Consider the following 15,838-nt stretch of genomic DNA (forward strand, 5'->3'; position numbering starts at 1 on the left):
CACTGTGTGCGCTCAACCATGGTTGAGGTCAAGTCATTCGAGGCTGCGTCCGCCATCGACGATCAGCCGCTGTCCGGTGACGAAACCGGCCGCTTCGGAGGCGAAGAAGCTCACCGCGTGCGCGATATCCTCGGGCGTGCCCATCCGGCCCACCGGCGTGGTGGCCAGGTAGCTCGCCCGGTCCGCGGCGGAGACCTCGGCATGTCGCTCGACCGGGATGAAGCACGGCGCGATCGTGTTGACGGTGATCCCGTCCGGTGCGAGCTCGCGCGCCCAGCCGCGGGCCAGCCCGATCTGCGCGGTCTTGGCAGTGGCGTAGGCGGTCCGCCCGGGCGCGGACCGGTCGGCGGTATCGGAGTCGATGTGCACGATCCGACCGAATCGACGGCTTCGCATCGCCGGAAGCACCGCCTGCCCCAACAGGATCGGGCTCTTGACGAAGAAATCCAGCTGCGCCAGGTGATCGGCCCAGGTGACGTCGGCGAGCAAGCCTTCCGGTTGCGGTCCCGTCGCGTTCAGCACCAGCACCTCGACCGGGCCGAGCCGTTCGGTGACCGCGGCCACCAGTTCACGCGCCTGTGTCTCGTCCGTGACGTCAGCCGGAATCGCCTCGGCCACACCGCCTTCGGCCCGAATCGCGTCGGCGACCGCTGCCAGTTCTCTGGATTCCCGAGATCCGTTCACCGCGACGGCCATGCCGTCGCGTGCCAGCCGCCGCGCGATCACACTCCCCAGCCCCCTGGAACTACCGGTTACCAGCGCTACCCGTCGTGTCACCGCCATATCTCGATCATGACACGGGCTCGCTGATCGCAGCCGTGGCAGACTGCGCACATGCCGGATGCCTTGGTCCCCACCATCACCTGCGGTACGCGGGTGCGTCGCCAGCTCGACGCGCACACCCGTGCCGGAAGTCTCGCCGCCGCACTGATTTCCGTCGGCATCAACCGCGGTGATCGCGTTGCGGTGGTGCTGCGCAACGACATCGAGTTCCTGGAGGTCGCGCTCGGCATCGCCGCCTGCGGTGCGAACCCCGTGCCGATCAACACCCGGTGGAAGGCCGCCGAGATGGCCCATGTCCTGGCCGACGCGGATATCCGGCTCGTGATCGCGCACACCGAGTTCATCGCCACCGTCGAATCCGCTGCGGCACAGGTGGCCGACGCCCCGGCGATCGCCGAGGTCGGCATGTCCGAGGAACTGGTGCGCGCCCTTCGCCTCGATCCCGCCCACGCCCGCCCCACGCACCGGCATCCGACGCTCGAACAGTGGATCGCCGCTCATCCCGAACCGCTCGGCTACGTCGAAGGCGCGATCAGCGATTCGATGGGTCTCGTCTACACCTCCGGCACCACCGGCAAGCCGAAAGGCGTTGCCCGCGAACGTATGACCCCGGCCCAGCTGCTGGCCATCGCGGGCGGCACCGCGCAGCGCATGGGCCTTGTCCCGGGTGGCCGCATGCTGGTGGCGGGCCCGCTCTATCACACCAGCCCGAACGCGGTCGCCGTCCTCGCGCTTCGCATGGGCGCCGATATCACCATCATGCCCCGCTGGGATGCCGAGGATTTTCTGCGTCTGGTCGACCGCGATCGCATCCAGCACGCGAAAGTCGTCCCCACTATGCTCAGCCGCCTCCTGAGTCTTCCGGACGAAACCCGTTCTCGCTACGACGTTTCCAGCCTCACCCACCTCATCCATTCCGCCGCCCCCTGCCCGCCCGCGATCAAGCGCGCGGCCATCGACTGGTTCGGTACCGCGCTGCACGAGTTCTACGGGTGCAGCGAAGCCGGCGCGATCACCTGGATCACCGCCGCCGAATGGCTGGAAAATCCCGGCAGCGTGGGCCGCCTCGTCGACGGCTCGGCCGTCCGCATCCTCGATGACCACGGTGCGGACCTCCCGGCCGGCTCGATCGGCACCGTCCATCTGCGCGGTGCCGACTACTGGCCCGCCTTCCGCTACCTCAACCAGCCCGGCACCCGGTCCAGCCCGATCCCGGGCATGATCACCGTCGGCGACACCGGCTACCTGGACGGGAACGGCTACCTCTACCTCACCGGCCGCTCCGCCGAGATCATCATCTCCGGTGGCGTCAACATCTACCCCGCCGAAATAGAGAACGCCCTGCTGTCCCTGCCCGAGATCGAGGACGCCGCCGTCTTCGGCGTCCCCACCACCGCCGATCTCTGCGAAGCGGTACACGCGCACCTCGTCCCGCGCCCCGGAACCGCGCCGGACTCCGAGCGCATTCGAGCCGCCCTCGCCGAACTCCTCGCGGACTACAAACTCCCAGAAATCCACATCGTCGACCAACTCCCACGCGACGACTCCGGCAAGGTCTACAAACACCAACTCCGCGCGCAGTACCTGGCGCGGACCTGACGGGGTCGCCAGACCGCCACCGCGCGATGGCTACCATCTTCGGAAGCGCGTGGCGCGGTTCTTGATCGGTGGTAGTCGGAGTGATCCGGCGGGTTGGGTGGCGTATGAGGCAGATCCTGTTTTCGGCGATGATCGCGCTGGCGGTCTCGATCACGTTGACACCCTTGCTGATCAAGCTTTTCGCGACCAGGCGGATCGGGCAGGAGATCCGCGCCGACGGACCGGCGAGCCATCAGGCCAAGCGCGGGACACCGACCATGGGCGGGATCGCGATCTTGGCCGGCATCTGGGCCGGGTATCTGGGATCACACCTGCTCGGGATGCGCTACAACGCTGAGAGTCCGTCCGCCTCCGGGCTGCTCGTTCTCGGTTTGGCCACCGCGCTCGGCATTGTCGGTTTCCTGGACGACTCCATCAAACTCCGTAGGCGACGCAACCTGGGCTTGACGGCGACCGGCAAGTACGTCGGTCAACTCGGCGCCGCGGTGATTTTCGGCGTGCTGGCCCTACAGTTCCCGAGCAATACCGGGCTGACTCCTGCCAGCCGGCACCTGTCCTACGTCCGGGACTACACGACGGTGACGTTCGGGATCGTGCTCTTCCTGCTGCTGGTCTGCTTTCTCGTGGTGGCCTGGTCCAACGCCGTGAACATCACCGACGGTCTGGACGGCCTCGCGGCCGGATCGATGAGCTGTGCCCTCGGCGCGTACATGATCATCACCTTCTGGCAATACACCAACGCGTGTACGACCACCCCGGAAGTCGGCTGCTACAACGTCCGCGATCCGCTGGATCTCGGCGTGATCTGTGCCGCCGGCGTCGGCGCCTGCATCGGATTCCTCTGGTGGAACGCAGCACCCGCGAAGATCTTCATGGGTGACACCGGTTCGCTCGCCCTGGGCGGGCTGCTGGCGGGCCTGTCGATCACCACCCGCACCGAACTGCTGATGGCCGTGGTGGGAGCTCTCTTCTGCGCCGAAATCTTCTCGGTGCTGCTGCAAATTGTCGTCTTCCGCTCCACCGGCAGCCGCCTGTTCAAGATGGCTCCCTTCCACCATCACTTCGAACTGAGCGACTGGGCCGAAACCACGGTGATCATCCGGTTCTGGCTGCTCGCCGGCATCGCGGCGGCCGTGGGGCTGATGCTCTTCTACGGCGAATATCTCGCCGCCGTAGGCTGAGCGAGTATTGTGTGGCTCCGCTCTGGCAAACCGGAAAGTACGTTCAGGACGAAAGGCTTACCGCCGCAGCAGAATCAGCCGAATAATTCCCATTCCGATCAACATCGTCGATACGAAACTGCCACCGCCGGTGAGGAAGGATTGGGCGAGCGATAAATCCGACGCTACCGCCACGATTCCCGCGATGAGTCCGGCGATCAGGGCGGCCGTCGTCGCTAGCCCGAGACTGAGCAGAATTACCGCTCGCTCGGTATGCGAGTGATCGGTGTCGGCGGTGGAACCGGTCTTCTTCTGAACCATGACCTTTTCTTTCGTTCTCCGAGGCAACGCCGAGATAACTCCTGGTCCCATCGACCTGGAGGGCTGTGCCTAGCCGGCCTGATCCTCGCCGGATTCGGTCGTGATCGCTGCGAGCTCAACGTCGAGCGCTTTGGCGAGTCGTCGGGCGACGTCCCACGTGCACGGACGCTCCGCGCGTTCGATGTTGGATAGGTGCGATGGACTCAGGTGTACCTGGCGAGCGAGGTCGGGTCCACTGAGACGGCTCTTGATCCGGAGGGCCCGAATCGTTGCTCCAACCCTTTTCGGGTCGTCTTGCAATGCCATGTGCAGCATCGTAGCTACAAGGTGGCATTGGTTGCCACAATGAATAGGAACATTGTGCTCACTATTGGATCGATTCAGGTCAGGCCTGGTTTATCACCTGCCGAGCTATTCCTTGGCCATCTCAGTGCCGAGGTGGCATAGTATGCCTATGGGCGCGGCCGAAGACTGGAAACGGTTGGCTGAGCGCGTGGTCACCCGCCGCGAGCAGCTCGACATGCATACGCGACAGGATCTATCCAGGTCGACGGGTCTGAGCTACCGGGTACTCGGCGATCTGGAGCGGGGTACCCGCGGTGTCTCGGAAGGCACCCTTGCCCTCGTGGAACAGGCGCTGGAGTGGGCGCCGGGTAGTGCGCGGAAAGTGCTGCGCGGGGGTGAGCCCGCTGTCACCGCCGTCCCGGCGCCGGCGGTAAGTCGCGGCAGCGACAACGCTGATCGCGACAATGGCAGAACCGCGCCGATCATGCGCCCGCTCGCCGAAGCGTACCGAATCGCGGCCAAATTCTCGGGGGCGGAATTCGGGTATGAAGGCAGGCGTCTGTTCGAAGTTCTCGATGAGATCCGGCAGCTACTCGACCAGAATTCGATGCGAGACGGTTCGCAGGCATCCCGGCCGAATTCCACTGAGTCCGAGCTGAATCGAAAGGAATCCCTTCCCACGGTTCTACGGATCGCTATCGGGCGGTACTTGAAGCGGCAGCGAGAAGACAACGGGCTGGATTGTGAAACGGTCTGCGATCTCCTCGGGTATGCCGACGACAAATATCTGCGTCAGTTGGAGTCGGGCCGCGCCGCTTTCGGCCCGCAGACCCTGCATAAATTGCTGCTTCTGTATCGGGTGCCCGGGGCGATAGCCGAGCGTGATCTCGCGGGTCTGGCCATGGCCGCCGGCCGGTCCGGCTGGTGGACGCGCTATGACGATATTCTGCCGGACTGGTTCAAGCAGTATGTGCAGCTGGAGCAATGCGCGGCTACCATCCGTACCTTCGAATCCCACTTCGTGCCAGGGCTTTTGCAGACCGCCGACTACGCGCGAGCCGTTCTGGGCCTCTCGCAGGTGGACAGCGTCGGAAGCCGGGTCCAGATGAGACTGCAACGTCAGCTCATCCTGCACACCGCTACACCCCCGAAGCTGTGGGCAATAATCGATGAGGGTGCACTCAGGCATCCGCAGGAGCCGGTGGCGATGATGCGCGACCAGATTCGCCATCTGTTGTTCATGTCGGGCAAGCGGGGAGTCACCATTCAGATCTTGCCGCGAAATGCGCCGACGTGTACGAATGTCGGCTCGTTCAGCTTGCTGCGCTTCGGTTTCGAGAAGAAGGACGATCCGGACATCGTCTACCTCGAGCAATTGACGACCGCTTTGTATCTGGATCGGCCCGAGGAAGTTTCCGCGTATCGAGCCTTGATGAATCGGCTCAGTGTGGCGGCATTGTCCCCACGAGACTCCGAAACGTTCTTGACCGACCTCTACGATCGATACCAGCGAGAATCCGACCAACTCGTTTAGGGTTCAATTGTTCTCGGCTACCTGCCTGCGATACTCCGCTCCCCGGGGGGAGAGCTCGTAGCCGACCGTCAAGCTGTGCGTCAGCCCTAGGTTCTTCAGCTTGCGGACATCGAGTTTGAAGGATTCTTTGTCTCTGCCCATCAGCTCCGCCAAGTCGGCGGCGCGGTGGCCCGGATTCCTTGCGACGACATCGAGGATGTCAGCTGTCCACGGCCCGCGTCGGCTTGCCCGGTCCAGGCGGGAGAGCGCGGTCCTGATCTCGTCGATGTCGCGCTGCGACAGGTCGGCACGGCTACGTAACTCCACGCGCTCGTCGGGACCGAGGAAACGAACGGTGATCCGGAAGACCGGGTCGGTCTGGTCGCCGCGGCAGGACGCCCGCACGGCGTGCGCGCTCGGCTCACCCGCCTTTCGTGCGTCCGTGTCGGAAATTCTCTGGGGGTCAATAGCTTCCACGCTCACGATCTGGACGATCCCCGCCGACGTGTGCAAGGTGCTGCCGACTCGGACGCGCGGCACCGACCAAGGCCGAAAGACCTGTACGACCTCGCCCGCCGCGATTGCGCGCGCCACACGATCAGAAAGGATCATCCTTCGATCGTATGCGCCCCCCGTAGCGCATCTCTCTATTTCACCGCATAACGGTGGCTGCCGTCAATAGTCTTGTTGCGATCGAATGTAGCAACTATGCTACGTAGTATCACGACCTCGACGGGGAGGCCTTATGGCGATATCGCTGGTTTTGTTCATCTGCGCCGGACTGGCGCTCGGCTGGGGGAATGCTCGATTCACCAAGGTCTCGGTGGCGCGGGTCGCGGATTCGGCGGCCGGCGGTCTCGGTGCGCTGGCGCTGCTCTCCGGTGCGAGATTGGTTGTCCTGACCGCTGTTTCGGTGACGGTGGCGTTCCTGATACGGCCGAGTGGGTTCGGGATCATATTGGGGCTGGCGGCATTTCAAGCGTGCGCGCTGCTGTGGGTGGCGCGGCCGATGCTGCGGGGGCGGACATGACGACGGTGCGGGTCGGTGAGCATCAGACCGCACGGTGGCTCGGGATGGAATTCAACATCGACACGATTCTGTCGACGGCGGTAGCCGCGGCAATCGTGCTCGCACTGGCCTTCTATCTGCGAGCGACGGTGACTTCTGGTGTGCCGAACGGGGTTCAGCTGTTCTTCGAGACCGTCACGGTGCAACTGCGCGGGCAGGTGGAGTCCGCGATCGGGATGCGGATCGCGCCGTTCGTGCTGCCGCTCGCGGTCGCGCTGTTCACCTTCATCCTGCTGTCGAACTGGCTGGCGGTGCTACCGGTGCGCTACGGCGAGGGCGAGCTGATCCATCCGCCGACGGCGGACATCAACTTCGTCTACGCGCTCGCGGCCTTCGTCTTCGTCGGATACCAGGTAGCGGGCGCGGCGCGGCGCGGCCCACTGACCCATTTGAAGATGGTGCTCAAAGGCCATACCGGCTGGGGCCCAATGGTATTCATCAACATCATCGAAGAGATCGCGAAGCCGCTGTCCTTGTCGCTGCGGTTGTTCGGGAACATGTTCGCCGGCGGCGTGATGCTCTCGGTCATCACCCTGCTACCCGCCTGGATCAGCTGGGGCCCGAATGCGATCTGGAAGCTGCTCGACCTGTTCGTCGGGCTGATCCAAGCCTTCATCTTCACTCTGCTCACCATCCTCTACTTCGGTCAGTCGATGTCTCGCGAAGACGAAAAGCACTGACCGGCAGGACTTTCCAGTTTCACCAAGAAGGGAAACGAAAATGGCGGACATCACGAACACCGGCATGATCCAGGCCGCGGCGCTCATCGCCGGTGGATTCATCCTGCTCGGCGGCGCGATCGGCGCGGGCTTCGGCAACGGCATGGCCAGCTCCGCGCTGATCAATGGTGTTGCCCGGCAACCGGAATCGGAATCCCGGCTCCGCGGCAACTATTTGATGGCAGTCGGCCTGATCGACGCCGTCTACTTCATCAACCTCGCGTTCATGGCGCTGTTCGTGTTCGCCACACCGGGTAAGTAGCGGACCATGTCGACGAAAAACACCGCCGGAGAGAACTTCCTGCTCCCCAACGGCACGTTCTTCGCCGAACTGCTGATCTTCCTGACCGTCCTCGGCGTCATCTGGCGCTTCGTCGTTCCGCCGATCCATCGCGTGCTGGCCGAACGCGAGGCCCGCACGGCCCAGACCGCGGTCGACCAGGCGGCGGCGAAGCAGGCGCGGGCGGAAGCCGAGGCCGCCTACCAGGCGGCCCTGGCCGAAGCCCGCGTCGCGGCCACGGGCATCCGCAAACAGGCCCGCGATGAAGGTCAGTCCCTGATCAAGGAGCGCCGCGCCGCGGCGCAGGGGGAGGCCGACGCACAGATGGCCCGGTCACTGGCCGAGCTGCGGGCGAACGCGGACCAGGTGAACGCCGACCTGCGGACCACCATCGACCCGCTCGCGCAGGCCCTCGCCGACCGCGTCCTCGGGGCTGAAACAAGCGGGGCCGGAAAGGGATAGGAGTATGCACCACATCGTCTGGGATTGGCCGATCTTCCTCAGTCAGCTCTTCGGCTTCGCGGTCGTCCTCTATGTCCTCAACCGCTCGGTCAAACCCCGCGTCCGCGAGGCGATGGCCAAGTCGCAGAACACTATTCGGACCCAATTGGAAGACAGCCGGCGCGCCGCCATCCAGGTGGTCGCGGCGGCGGAAGCCCACGAAGCCGCCCTCGCACAAGCGGAGCTGGCCAAATCGCAATTCGAACGGGAGGCGCACGCCGCCGCCGAGCGAATCCTCGCCGAGATGCGCGCCGAAGCCGAGGAGGTGGCCGCGCGCACCAGAAGGCAGGGTCGCGCCCGCGTCTACCAGGCGCGCAGGGAGTTGGTCGAACAGCTGCGATCGGATCTGCACACGGCGGTTCTGGACCGCGCCGAACACATGGTGCGGCACCGCCTCGCTACCCCGCCGGCCAGGTCGGGGAGCGTCGACCGTTTCCTCGACGATCTGGAGGAGGTGAACGCACGCCCGCAGGCGGCCTGAGCGCTCGTAGAAAAGGGCCCGTCGGCAAGTCGCCGACGGGCCCTCGGCGTCGTGGTCTACTGCGGCTTGGCGTAGTCGGCGTAGCCCTGCCAATCGACCAGCACGCAGGGCTCGTCGCCTACCACCCACGCGTCGTGTCCCGGCGGTGCGACCATGAGGTCGCCCGGCCCGTATTCCTGTTGTTCGCCGTCGTTCATGGCCACCACGATGCGCCCTGAAATGCAGTAACCCATGTGGGGCGCTTCGCAGCTATCGGTCTGCGCGATCGGTTTGACATGCTTCGACCACTGCCAACCGGGTTCGAAGATCGCTCGCCCGACTTGGCCGCTGTCGAGATCGACGAGGTCGAGTTTGCCTTTGCCGTCGGCGAAGGGGCGGGTTTCCTCTGGTGAATCGAAGGTCTTACGTATTAGACCGGACATAGCCGCTCTCCTTGAATTGCATTGCCGCGGTACACGATGGCTGGTTCCCCGCAGCCGAAAGGCACGCTCTGGGCGCGCCACCGCCATCACCGCTGTTCATTGCTGACAGCACCCCACCCGCGGTGTTGTCGCCCGCACACATCTGCACGATCATGATGTGACGTGAGTCACACGCTAGTCCGTTGCGGTCGAAGTGGCAAGGTAGCCACTTGACCGCTGGATCACCCGAGCGGGATCACCGCACAGTCACTCCATCGGTACGCGCGATCCACTCGCCGAAGTTCCACCAGGTGCAATTCCCGCACCCGAACCGTCGCCGCGGGCAGAGCACGCAGCGCGCCCACGTCGCTGATCAGCTGCCCCGCGCCCTGATTCCGATTGAGGTAGCCAATCCCCAAATGCGGTCGAAAATCAGACGTTTCACCCAGCCCGCTCGACGGCCGATGCTCAGCGGTCCCCGAACGCAGTCGGCGATGCAGATCCAGCAACTGATCCCACGGAGTGACGGAGAACCGCAGCGCACTCTGCGAGCCGGTCAAAGGCCCGACCCGCAGACGGAACGGCTGCACCGCCGCCGCGGCCCGCCGCCCCGCATCGGCAATACCGCCGAGCTCCTGCTCACTGACCTCACCCACCCGGCCGATGTTCAGCAAGGGCATATGCAGCCCATCCAACGGAACCGGGTCGAAACCCTCTGCGGCGAGCCTCGCCTGGCACTGCGCGACCAGATCAACCAGCCCCGGCTCCGAAAACGTCAGATACCAGTAATAACTCGCCTGGCCAGACTCCCACTGCTCCAGCGACCAATGGTCATGAACAGTGCTCAGCTCCTCGAACGCCGACCAATCATTCTCGCGAATCACCCCGGCATCGCTGGTCGACCCGGGCCCCAACAGCGGAAACGGTCGTCTAGATGTTGCAGTCATGCGGCTGCCGTACTCCCTCTATCGCAAACGACCTGGCGCCCGAGAAGTCTACGGGCGAGGCGAGCGGTCGGCTCGGCGGATGCCTGGGAGTGGAGCTGTTCGGGATCGAAACCGACTCGAAACCAAGAGTGGTCTATTTGTTCATGCGCTCGAGCATCCAGCGCACGGCCGCTTCTTCATCAGCGGTGGGGATCGCGTGCGTCCAGTGCAGCGGCGGTGTGACCCACCGGATCCGTCGCCACCCTCGGCCTGGCCGGATGGCCCACCCTCCGTATTCAGGGAGCAGCACCGGACCGAAAATGGCGTCCTTCGCGAGCGGTGGCATGTGCCGGCGCTTGTTGTACAGGTGGCACCGCAGCCAGAACCCGCGGCTCGACCAGGTAGGCGAGCCGACGCTGATGTCACCGCGGAGAAGCTTCATTGCGGCCAAACCTAGCATTGGATGAACGTCCACGGCGTCTCCTTGCGGGCCTCGTCAGAGCCCGTATCCCAGGTGGCCGTCATCACGATCCTGCCTTGCCAAACGCCAGGCTAGGTAGGTCATGTCACGGCGCGACCGAGACCTACGTGCTACGCTAATTCGACTCGCTACAGGATCGCCGGTCGCACCGCGATTACCAGCCAGTCTTCTTCAGAAAGCAACGCGCCCGAATCGTGTACTGCTGCGCCCATTTGATGCCGTCGCATGATTCGTGCTCAGCATCGAAATTGCCGACTTGGGCAAATTTGCCGTGCGCAGAAACGGATCAGATCGCACATGGATGAATTGAAATACCGCGCATTTCTAGTGAGCAGCACACCGTCCAAGCATCGTGTCTTCGCCGTCGTTGGTAACGAGCTCGAAGCTGTCGCAACCTTTGACGAACGCATTCAGGCACGGTGGCTGGCCGGTGCGCTGAACGAGTACATGCAAGGCTGGATGGCGGCCCGCGAAAGCTTGTACGTGTTCCATCAGCAGAACCTGCCAGGGCCGGTGCGTGCGCAGATCCGTCGCATCGAGGAATCGCTCCGCGTTCCTATCGAAGGGCTGTCAGCTCGTCGCGCGCAAGGAGCGTTCCCCATTATCGAGGCGTTGGAGCCTGGCCGTCCGGTGCACTCGCTAATGCTCTACTCGGATCCAGCTCATACAGACGCACATCACCACATAAGCCCACGCACAGCAGCAGCCATCTACGACGTCTGCGAGGGAATCATCGAGCTGTTGGCGCAAACGACCGACGCCCAGATCCGCGAAGATGAGCCGCTGCGCTGCTGGGCCGTTGCCCCGGGACTCCACGCGCAGAACAGGGATATCGCCCTTCTGTATATGGAGGTCGTGGAGAAGTTTCAGAGCGACCTGTGTTGGGGCGGATTACTCCCTCAGTCGCTGTTTGAGGAAATTGTGTTGTGGGAGATCCTCAACATCGCCGAGTCGGACATCAAGAAGATCCGAGAACTTGGCCCCGACGTAGACGACGACACGTACTGCGCAGAGGTATATGCGCTAGGTGATCTAGCCGAGCTGCCTGAAAGAGAATATGACCATAACTACGGACAGCTACGCGAAGTGCTGTTCGAAGAGGAAGAGACCGCCGATATTCGACGCATACTGACAGCCCTGAATGAGCCGCTTCCGACCGACTTCGATATTTCGTTTCTGTTCCTCTCTTTCGATGAGATGTGCGTCGAGGACGACTGCGATGAGTGCGACATCCATGCTGGCGACTTCCGGGCAGCCCTCCTACGCGAAGGCTACGAAGCGTAGATTCCGACCAACGGTTGTACTGGGCTAGAGAGTGACTCGGTTTGGCGGACCACTCTGCCGTATGTTTGGTCTGATCGGGATCCGGCTCATCGATGATGGCCTCGCACATTTCGCCATGGACGGATTGCAGTATCCACAGATCCCCGTCCTCACATTCAGTCAGCTCGTTCAGTCGATCGAAACGTTCGTCCTCGGCGAGTTCTTACGACGCGCTCGCAACGAGATCGTGCACAGTGGATGAGCGACCTGGATCCGCTCGTGGTGCAGGCATTCCTGCACACCGCGCGCACCGCCGCCGACACCGACTCGCAGGGCAAGGCCTACGAGGAGCTGACGGCCTACCTATTCGGGTTGGTTCCCGGGTGTCTCACCGATCGAAATCTGATGTCTTTCTTCAAGACTGAGCAAATCGACGTTGCAGTGGCGAACAACAAACACAACGACGGCCTCTACGCCCTACCGCATGTCTTTCTCATCGAGTGCAAGAACTGGAGCTCTCCCGTCGACAGCAGCACATTGGGCTACTTCATCAATATCCTTCGTAGCCGCAAGGTCGAGGTAGGCATTCTCATTGCCGCTAACGGGATCACCGGCGACCCAATAGCTTTGACCAACGCCCATGCTTTGGGCGTCAGCGCGATCGCGGATGGGATCAAAATGCTGATCATCACCACCGAGGATATCGCCAAGCTGACGTGTGTGACTGAACTCGTGGAGATCATACTTCGACGATTCCTTCGTGCCTATGCAAGAGGCGGGCTGGGCACTCCGTAGTTCGCAGCGTCCGTGGGTGGTGGCCGCATCACCACCTAGCCGCACCTCCGCAGCAGTCAGCCGCTCATGGAAGCTGACCCGCGGTGCCCGCACCACTGCCGTCGCAGCCGTGCCGCGGACGGCTGCGTTTGCGGTAGATGTCGTATCTACTCGGGACTCGACGTTCGCTCACCGGAACCATCGAGCGCTTGAAACGTGCGTCCTCGCATGGATCGCTCGCGGACCTCGACCTCCCCCTTCGCGACGAGTTCCGGCACAGGCGCCGGATGCCGTCGGCAAGCCGGCTGCGCCACACTGCCGCATCGTTGATGGTCCGATTCGGCGCGCACTTCAAGACCGCACAGCGCCAGCTCGGGCACAAAACGGCCACCTGTTCGATGACGACCTCGACGATGTAGCCGATCGGATGGGAGCCGGGCCTACGCATCGACGTGGCGAAGTGTGAGCAAAATGTAGGCACACGCCCTGATCTGCGCGTGTCCGGAACACGAAAAGGCCCCCACCTGCGTCGGAGGTAGGGGCCCGGAGTGGAGCTGCCGGGAATCGAACCCGGGTCGAGGTGCTGGACATGGGGTTGAATGGGGGCTGACCTTGGGAATTACATCACTGTGATTCACTCCAGATCACGGTATTTCAGGTCAGGTTGTGCCCATTATGTGCCCGCGGGCACTCGACTTCTGGGCTGTGTGCCGGAAGTCGATACGCCCCGGCGCGGCAACGCCGGGGCGCACGCCGTCGCGGGGAGTTCAGCACACGACGAAACTGAGGGCTACCCCTGAAGGGCGGGGGATCGCTGGACCGTGGCGGGGATAACCCAGCCGTGCTGGTCGCAGATCTCGATGAACTGCGCCAACCGGGCGCAGGACTGACGACTGGTGCCGTCACCGGGCACACATTGCAGGTGAGGAAGCGCGATCTGGTGCAGCACTCCGCGATGCTTGTGGAGGATCCACTTGTTTGCGCGCCAACGGTTGTGGCCGTACACAGCCCAGGGGTCATTCATTGGTCGCACTCCCATCCCGGTCGGCCGTCGAGCCAGATCGCGGGCATCGGCAGCAGCCGGTCGACCATGACGAGCGTCCACAACGTGTCGAGTGAGATGTGGCAGCGGCGCATCATTTCCGCTTCCGGCCAGTACACGATCGGTGTCGGTGGCTCGGTGGGCGCGCTCTCCGATGTCCATGCGTCGGCCCGCTCGACACTCCATCCGGGGTCGCTGCCCAACTGGACGTCTTCGCCGGGCACCCAGATCGGTCCTTCGTGCCGCCAGCGGGCCAGGATGTTTGGTCGGATCTGCTTGCGGTGCGCGAGAGCTGTGAGGCCGAGATAGTGCGGGGCTCGAGACCACCGCCGGGCGTGCTGGCGATGCAGGGAAGCGGTGCCGGTTACGGATCTAGTCATCGGCCGCTCTGCTCGGCGCGGGGGTCTCGCGTGGACCGCGCCGACGCAGGTCCAAGAACTCGATGGCCAGATAGATCAGGTAAGCCGCTATGAAGAAGGCGGCTATCGCGAGATGGTTTGCGGGCATGGGCGGTACCCCTTGTGCGCGGTGCGTTGGATGTAGGCACCCGGCCGCCCGGGGGTTTGCCGCCAAAGAGGACGCAATGGCGAGGCGGCCCCGCGAAGAGCCGGGTGCCTCCATACGGTGACCCATGACACAATGGAGAAGGGGCACAAAGTGTGCCCCTATTGCGAACGATCTCCATTGGACTGCTGCCATGGCTCGAGACAATGAATTCGGTCAACGACTCCAACGAATCCGCACGCAGGCTGGCATGAGTCGTCCTGTGCTCGGCGAACTAGCCGGGCGCTCAGCCAGTTGGGTGAAGGCCCTGGAGACCGGACGGCTACAGCAGCCCCGACTGCCCATGCTGATCAGGCTGGCCGAGATCCTGGAAGTCTCCGACCTCACACAGCTCACCGGCGAACAGCCGCTTGTCCGGTCGCTGTACGGCAAGACCACTCACCCCTCGCTGCCGAAGGTCACCGAGGCGCTGGCCTCCTATCCCGTCACGCCTAGCGAAGACGGGGCTGATCTGTCGCTGGAGGCGGTCAGTGCCCGCGTGCAGCAAGCCTGGCAGCTCTGGCACGGCGCGGCTTTTCAGCGATCGGCTATCGCGGCGATCCTGCCGAACATCCTGCGAGACACCAGGATCGCGGTGCGCCAACTCGACGGCAACGATCGGCGCAAGGCGCAAACGATGCTGGCGCAGGTCTATCACCTGACCCAGCTGTACTTGTCGTTCCAGCCGCCGGCCCCGCTCATTCTGCTCTCCGGAGATCGCGCGATGACCGCGGCGCAGGACGCGGACGACCCGATCGCCATGGCCGCAGCCGCTTGGTACGTCAACCACGTCTACCGCGACGCGGGCGAAGAGGCCGAAGCGCGCGTCGAACTCGCCCGGCAGATGTGCACAATGCTCGACCCCAGCAAGGAAGGCGACGACCTCGCGATGTGGGGACTGCTCCGCCTCGCGATGGCATTGTCGTACGCCAAGATCGGCAGGGAAGGCGACGCGCTACGGCACTGGGACGAGGCCGACCGGGCAGCGAAAGCCCTCGGTGACGACTACATGCACCCCTGGCTGATGTTCTCCCGCACGATGGTCGACGCCTACATGATCACCATCCAGACAGACCTGATGCACCCCGGCTACGCCATCCGCCAAGCCGCGAAAGTCGATCTGACGAGGATGCCGTCCGCGACCCGTCGTAGCTTCCACACCTCCGAAACAGCGCGCGCTCATCACCTGCGCGATGAAGCATTGGCGACAGTGACATTGCTGAGCAAGGCGCACGAGGAGTCGCCGGACACCCTCGGGTTCTCACTGTTCGCCCGCTCCGCCGTGCCGGACCTCGTGGACGAAGGCGGCCAGACCGCGCGCCCAGCCGCACAACGGCTTGCGACCGTGCTGGGGCTGGACGGGTCTCAGTAGATAGCACACGAGTACGCCCAGTACGCCAGCTCTCGTATCTCAAATCAGATCGGGATCCCACGGCTCATCAGGCGCCGCACTGATGACCGCCAGGGCTTCGGAGAACTCCGCCACCTCGCCACCAGGCTCGAGCACAAGTCCGCGGTGATGACGCTCGACAACCACGGGCATTTGTTCAAAGACGATCTCGACGGCGTGGCCGATCGGATGGGCGTTGGATTCCGCGATGCCGCGGCAAGGTGTGCCCAAATGTGCCCAAACGGCCCGATCTGCGAGTGGTCGAGGCATGAAAAAGGCCCCTCACCTGCGTGTTGGTGAGGGGCCG

21 protein-coding genes are annotated in these 15,838 nt (G+C 63.8%); 11 read left to right on the top strand and 10 right to left on the bottom strand.

Annotated features, from left to right (window positions below):
• Positions 1 to 33 precede the first annotated feature (33 nt).
• Positions 34 to 783, bottom strand: a complete 750-nt coding sequence (locus BJ987_RS12435) for an SDR family NAD(P)-dependent oxidoreductase (RefSeq protein ID WP_209888445.1) — start codon at positions 781 to 783, stop codon at positions 34 to 36.
• A gap of 51 nt (positions 784 to 834) precedes the next feature.
• On the opposite strand from BJ987_RS12435, the gene BJ987_RS12440 reads away from it, so the two are divergent.
• A complete protein-coding gene (locus tag BJ987_RS12440; RefSeq protein ID WP_209888448.1) occupies positions 835 to 2,382 on the top strand; it encodes an AMP-binding protein in 1,548 nt (515 codons plus the stop codon).
• Positions 2,383 to 2,486: 104 nt separating this feature from the next.
• Positions 2,487 to 3,563, top strand: coding sequence for a phospho-N-acetylmuramoyl-pentapeptide-transferase (gene mraY, locus BJ987_RS12445; RefSeq protein WP_209888451.1), 1,077 nt, complete (start codon positions 2,487 to 2,489; stop codon positions 3,561 to 3,563).
• Positions 3,564 to 3,620: 57 nt separating this feature from the next.
• On the opposite strand, the gene BJ987_RS12450 is transcribed toward mraY, so the two are convergent.
• Both BJ987_RS12450 and BJ987_RS12455 read right to left on the bottom strand, forming a co-directional pair.
• Positions 3,621 to 3,863, bottom strand: a complete 243-nt coding sequence (locus tag BJ987_RS12450; protein ID WP_209888453.1) for a hypothetical protein — start codon at positions 3,861 to 3,863, stop codon at positions 3,621 to 3,623.
• A gap of 69 nt (positions 3,864 to 3,932) precedes the next feature.
• Positions 3,933 to 4,178 (bottom strand): helix-turn-helix domain-containing protein, encoded by a 246-nt coding sequence (locus BJ987_RS12455; RefSeq protein WP_307869585.1) that lies wholly within the window; start codon positions 4,176 to 4,178, stop codon positions 3,933 to 3,935.
• 454 nt (positions 4,179 to 4,632) lie between these two features.
• Here BJ987_RS12455 and BJ987_RS12460 point away from each other — a divergent pair, with 454 nt between their 5' ends.
• A complete protein-coding gene (locus BJ987_RS12460; protein ID WP_209888459.1) occupies positions 4,633 to 5,682 on the top strand; it encodes a helix-turn-helix domain-containing protein in 1,050 nt (349 codons plus the stop codon).
• A gap of 3 nt (positions 5,683 to 5,685) precedes the next feature.
• Here BJ987_RS12460 and BJ987_RS12465 read toward each other — a convergent pair whose 3' ends face one another.
• Positions 5,686 to 6,273, bottom strand: a complete 588-nt coding sequence (locus BJ987_RS12465) for a hypothetical protein (RefSeq protein WP_209888462.1) — start codon at positions 6,271 to 6,273, stop codon at positions 5,686 to 5,688.
• A 133-nt stretch (positions 6,274 to 6,406) separates the two neighbouring features.
• Between BJ987_RS12465 and BJ987_RS12470 the strand changes: the two genes are divergently transcribed.
• From BJ987_RS12470 to BJ987_RS12490, 5 genes are read left to right on the top strand one after another with little or no spacing between them, the layout of a single operon-like run.
• A complete protein-coding gene (locus BJ987_RS12470) occupies positions 6,407 to 6,691 on the top strand; it encodes a hypothetical protein (RefSeq protein ID WP_209888465.1) in 285 nt (94 codons plus the stop codon).
• Positions 6,688 to 7,410: a F0F1 ATP synthase subunit A gene (gene atpB / locus BJ987_RS12475; protein WP_209888468.1), complete on the top strand. Its 723-nt coding sequence runs from the start codon at positions 6,688 to 6,690 to the stop codon at positions 7,408 to 7,410. The genes BJ987_RS12470 and atpB overlap by 4 nt, the downstream gene beginning before the upstream one ends.
• A 40-nt stretch (positions 7,411 to 7,450) precedes the next feature.
• Positions 7,451 to 7,711 (top strand): ATP synthase F0 subunit C, encoded by a 261-nt coding sequence (gene atpE, locus BJ987_RS12480; RefSeq protein ID WP_209888471.1) that lies wholly within the window; start codon positions 7,451 to 7,453, stop codon positions 7,709 to 7,711.
• Between the two features lie 6 nt (positions 7,712 to 7,717).
• Positions 7,718 to 8,191, top strand: coding sequence for a F0F1 ATP synthase subunit B family protein (locus tag BJ987_RS12485; RefSeq protein WP_209888474.1), 474 nt, complete (start codon positions 7,718 to 7,720; stop codon positions 8,189 to 8,191).
• Between the two features lie 4 nt (positions 8,192 to 8,195).
• The gene (locus BJ987_RS12490; protein WP_209888477.1) at positions 8,196 to 8,711 is read left to right on the top strand and encodes a F0F1 ATP synthase subunit B family protein; all 516 of its coding nucleotides are present in this window, start codon (positions 8,196 to 8,198) and stop codon (positions 8,709 to 8,711) included.
• A gap of 56 nt (positions 8,712 to 8,767) precedes the next feature.
• Here BJ987_RS12490 and BJ987_RS12495 read toward each other — a convergent pair whose 3' ends face one another.
• From BJ987_RS12495 to BJ987_RS12505, 3 genes are all read right to left on the bottom strand, one after another.
• Positions 8,768 to 9,133 (bottom strand): cupin domain-containing protein, encoded by a 366-nt coding sequence (locus BJ987_RS12495; RefSeq protein WP_209888480.1) that lies wholly within the window; start codon positions 9,131 to 9,133, stop codon positions 8,768 to 8,770.
• A 221-nt stretch (positions 9,134 to 9,354) separates the two neighbouring features.
• A complete protein-coding gene (locus BJ987_RS37710; RefSeq protein WP_209888483.1) occupies positions 9,355 to 9,996 on the bottom strand; it encodes a 2'-5' RNA ligase family protein in 642 nt (213 codons plus the stop codon).
• Positions 9,997 to 10,192: 196 nt separating this feature from the next.
• The gene (locus tag BJ987_RS12505; RefSeq protein ID WP_209888486.1) at positions 10,193 to 10,513 is read right to left on the bottom strand and encodes a hypothetical protein; all 321 of its coding nucleotides are present in this window, start codon (positions 10,511 to 10,513) and stop codon (positions 10,193 to 10,195) included.
• Between the two features lie 303 nt (positions 10,514 to 10,816).
• Here BJ987_RS12505 and BJ987_RS12510 point away from each other — a divergent pair, with 303 nt between their 5' ends.
• Positions 10,817 to 11,803 (top strand): hypothetical protein, encoded by a 987-nt coding sequence (locus tag BJ987_RS12510; RefSeq protein WP_209888489.1) that lies wholly within the window; start codon positions 10,817 to 10,819, stop codon positions 11,801 to 11,803.
• Positions 11,804 to 12,040: 237 nt separating this feature from the next.
• A complete protein-coding gene (locus BJ987_RS12515; protein ID WP_209888491.1) occupies positions 12,041 to 12,577 on the top strand; it encodes a restriction endonuclease in 537 nt (178 codons plus the stop codon).
• 999 nt (positions 12,578 to 13,576) lie between these two features.
• Here BJ987_RS12515 and BJ987_RS12520 read toward each other — a convergent pair.
• Together BJ987_RS12520 and BJ987_RS37715 are read right to left on the bottom strand one after the other, a co-directional pair.
• Positions 13,577 to 13,978, bottom strand: coding sequence for a hypothetical protein (locus tag BJ987_RS12520; protein ID WP_209888494.1), 402 nt, complete (start codon positions 13,976 to 13,978; stop codon positions 13,577 to 13,579).
• Complete coding sequence (locus BJ987_RS37715; protein ID WP_281070365.1) at positions 13,971 to 14,105, bottom strand: hypothetical protein; 135 nt, start codon at positions 14,103 to 14,105, stop codon at positions 13,971 to 13,973. Before BJ987_RS37715 ends, BJ987_RS12520 begins: the two co-directional genes overlap by 8 nt.
• Before the next feature lie 190 nt (positions 14,106 to 14,295).
• Here BJ987_RS37715 and BJ987_RS12525 point away from each other — a divergent pair, with 190 nt between their 5' ends.
• Positions 14,296 to 15,513 carry a helix-turn-helix domain-containing protein gene (locus BJ987_RS12525; protein WP_209888497.1) on the top strand — a complete coding sequence of 406 codons (1,218 nt, stop codon included), beginning with the start codon at positions 14,296 to 14,298 and terminating at the stop codon, positions 15,511 to 15,513.
• A 39-nt stretch (positions 15,514 to 15,552) separates the two neighbouring features.
• Here the strand turns inward: BJ987_RS12525 and BJ987_RS12530 are convergent, their stop codons facing one another.
• Positions 15,553 to 15,801, bottom strand: coding sequence for a hypothetical protein (locus BJ987_RS12530; RefSeq protein ID WP_209888500.1), 249 nt, complete (start codon positions 15,799 to 15,801; stop codon positions 15,553 to 15,555).
• Positions 15,802 to 15,838 lie beyond the last annotated feature (37 nt).

Source organism: Nocardia goodfellowii (assembly GCF_017875645.1).
GTDB lineage: Bacteria > Actinomycetota > Actinomycetes > Mycobacteriales > Mycobacteriaceae > Nocardia > Nocardia goodfellowii.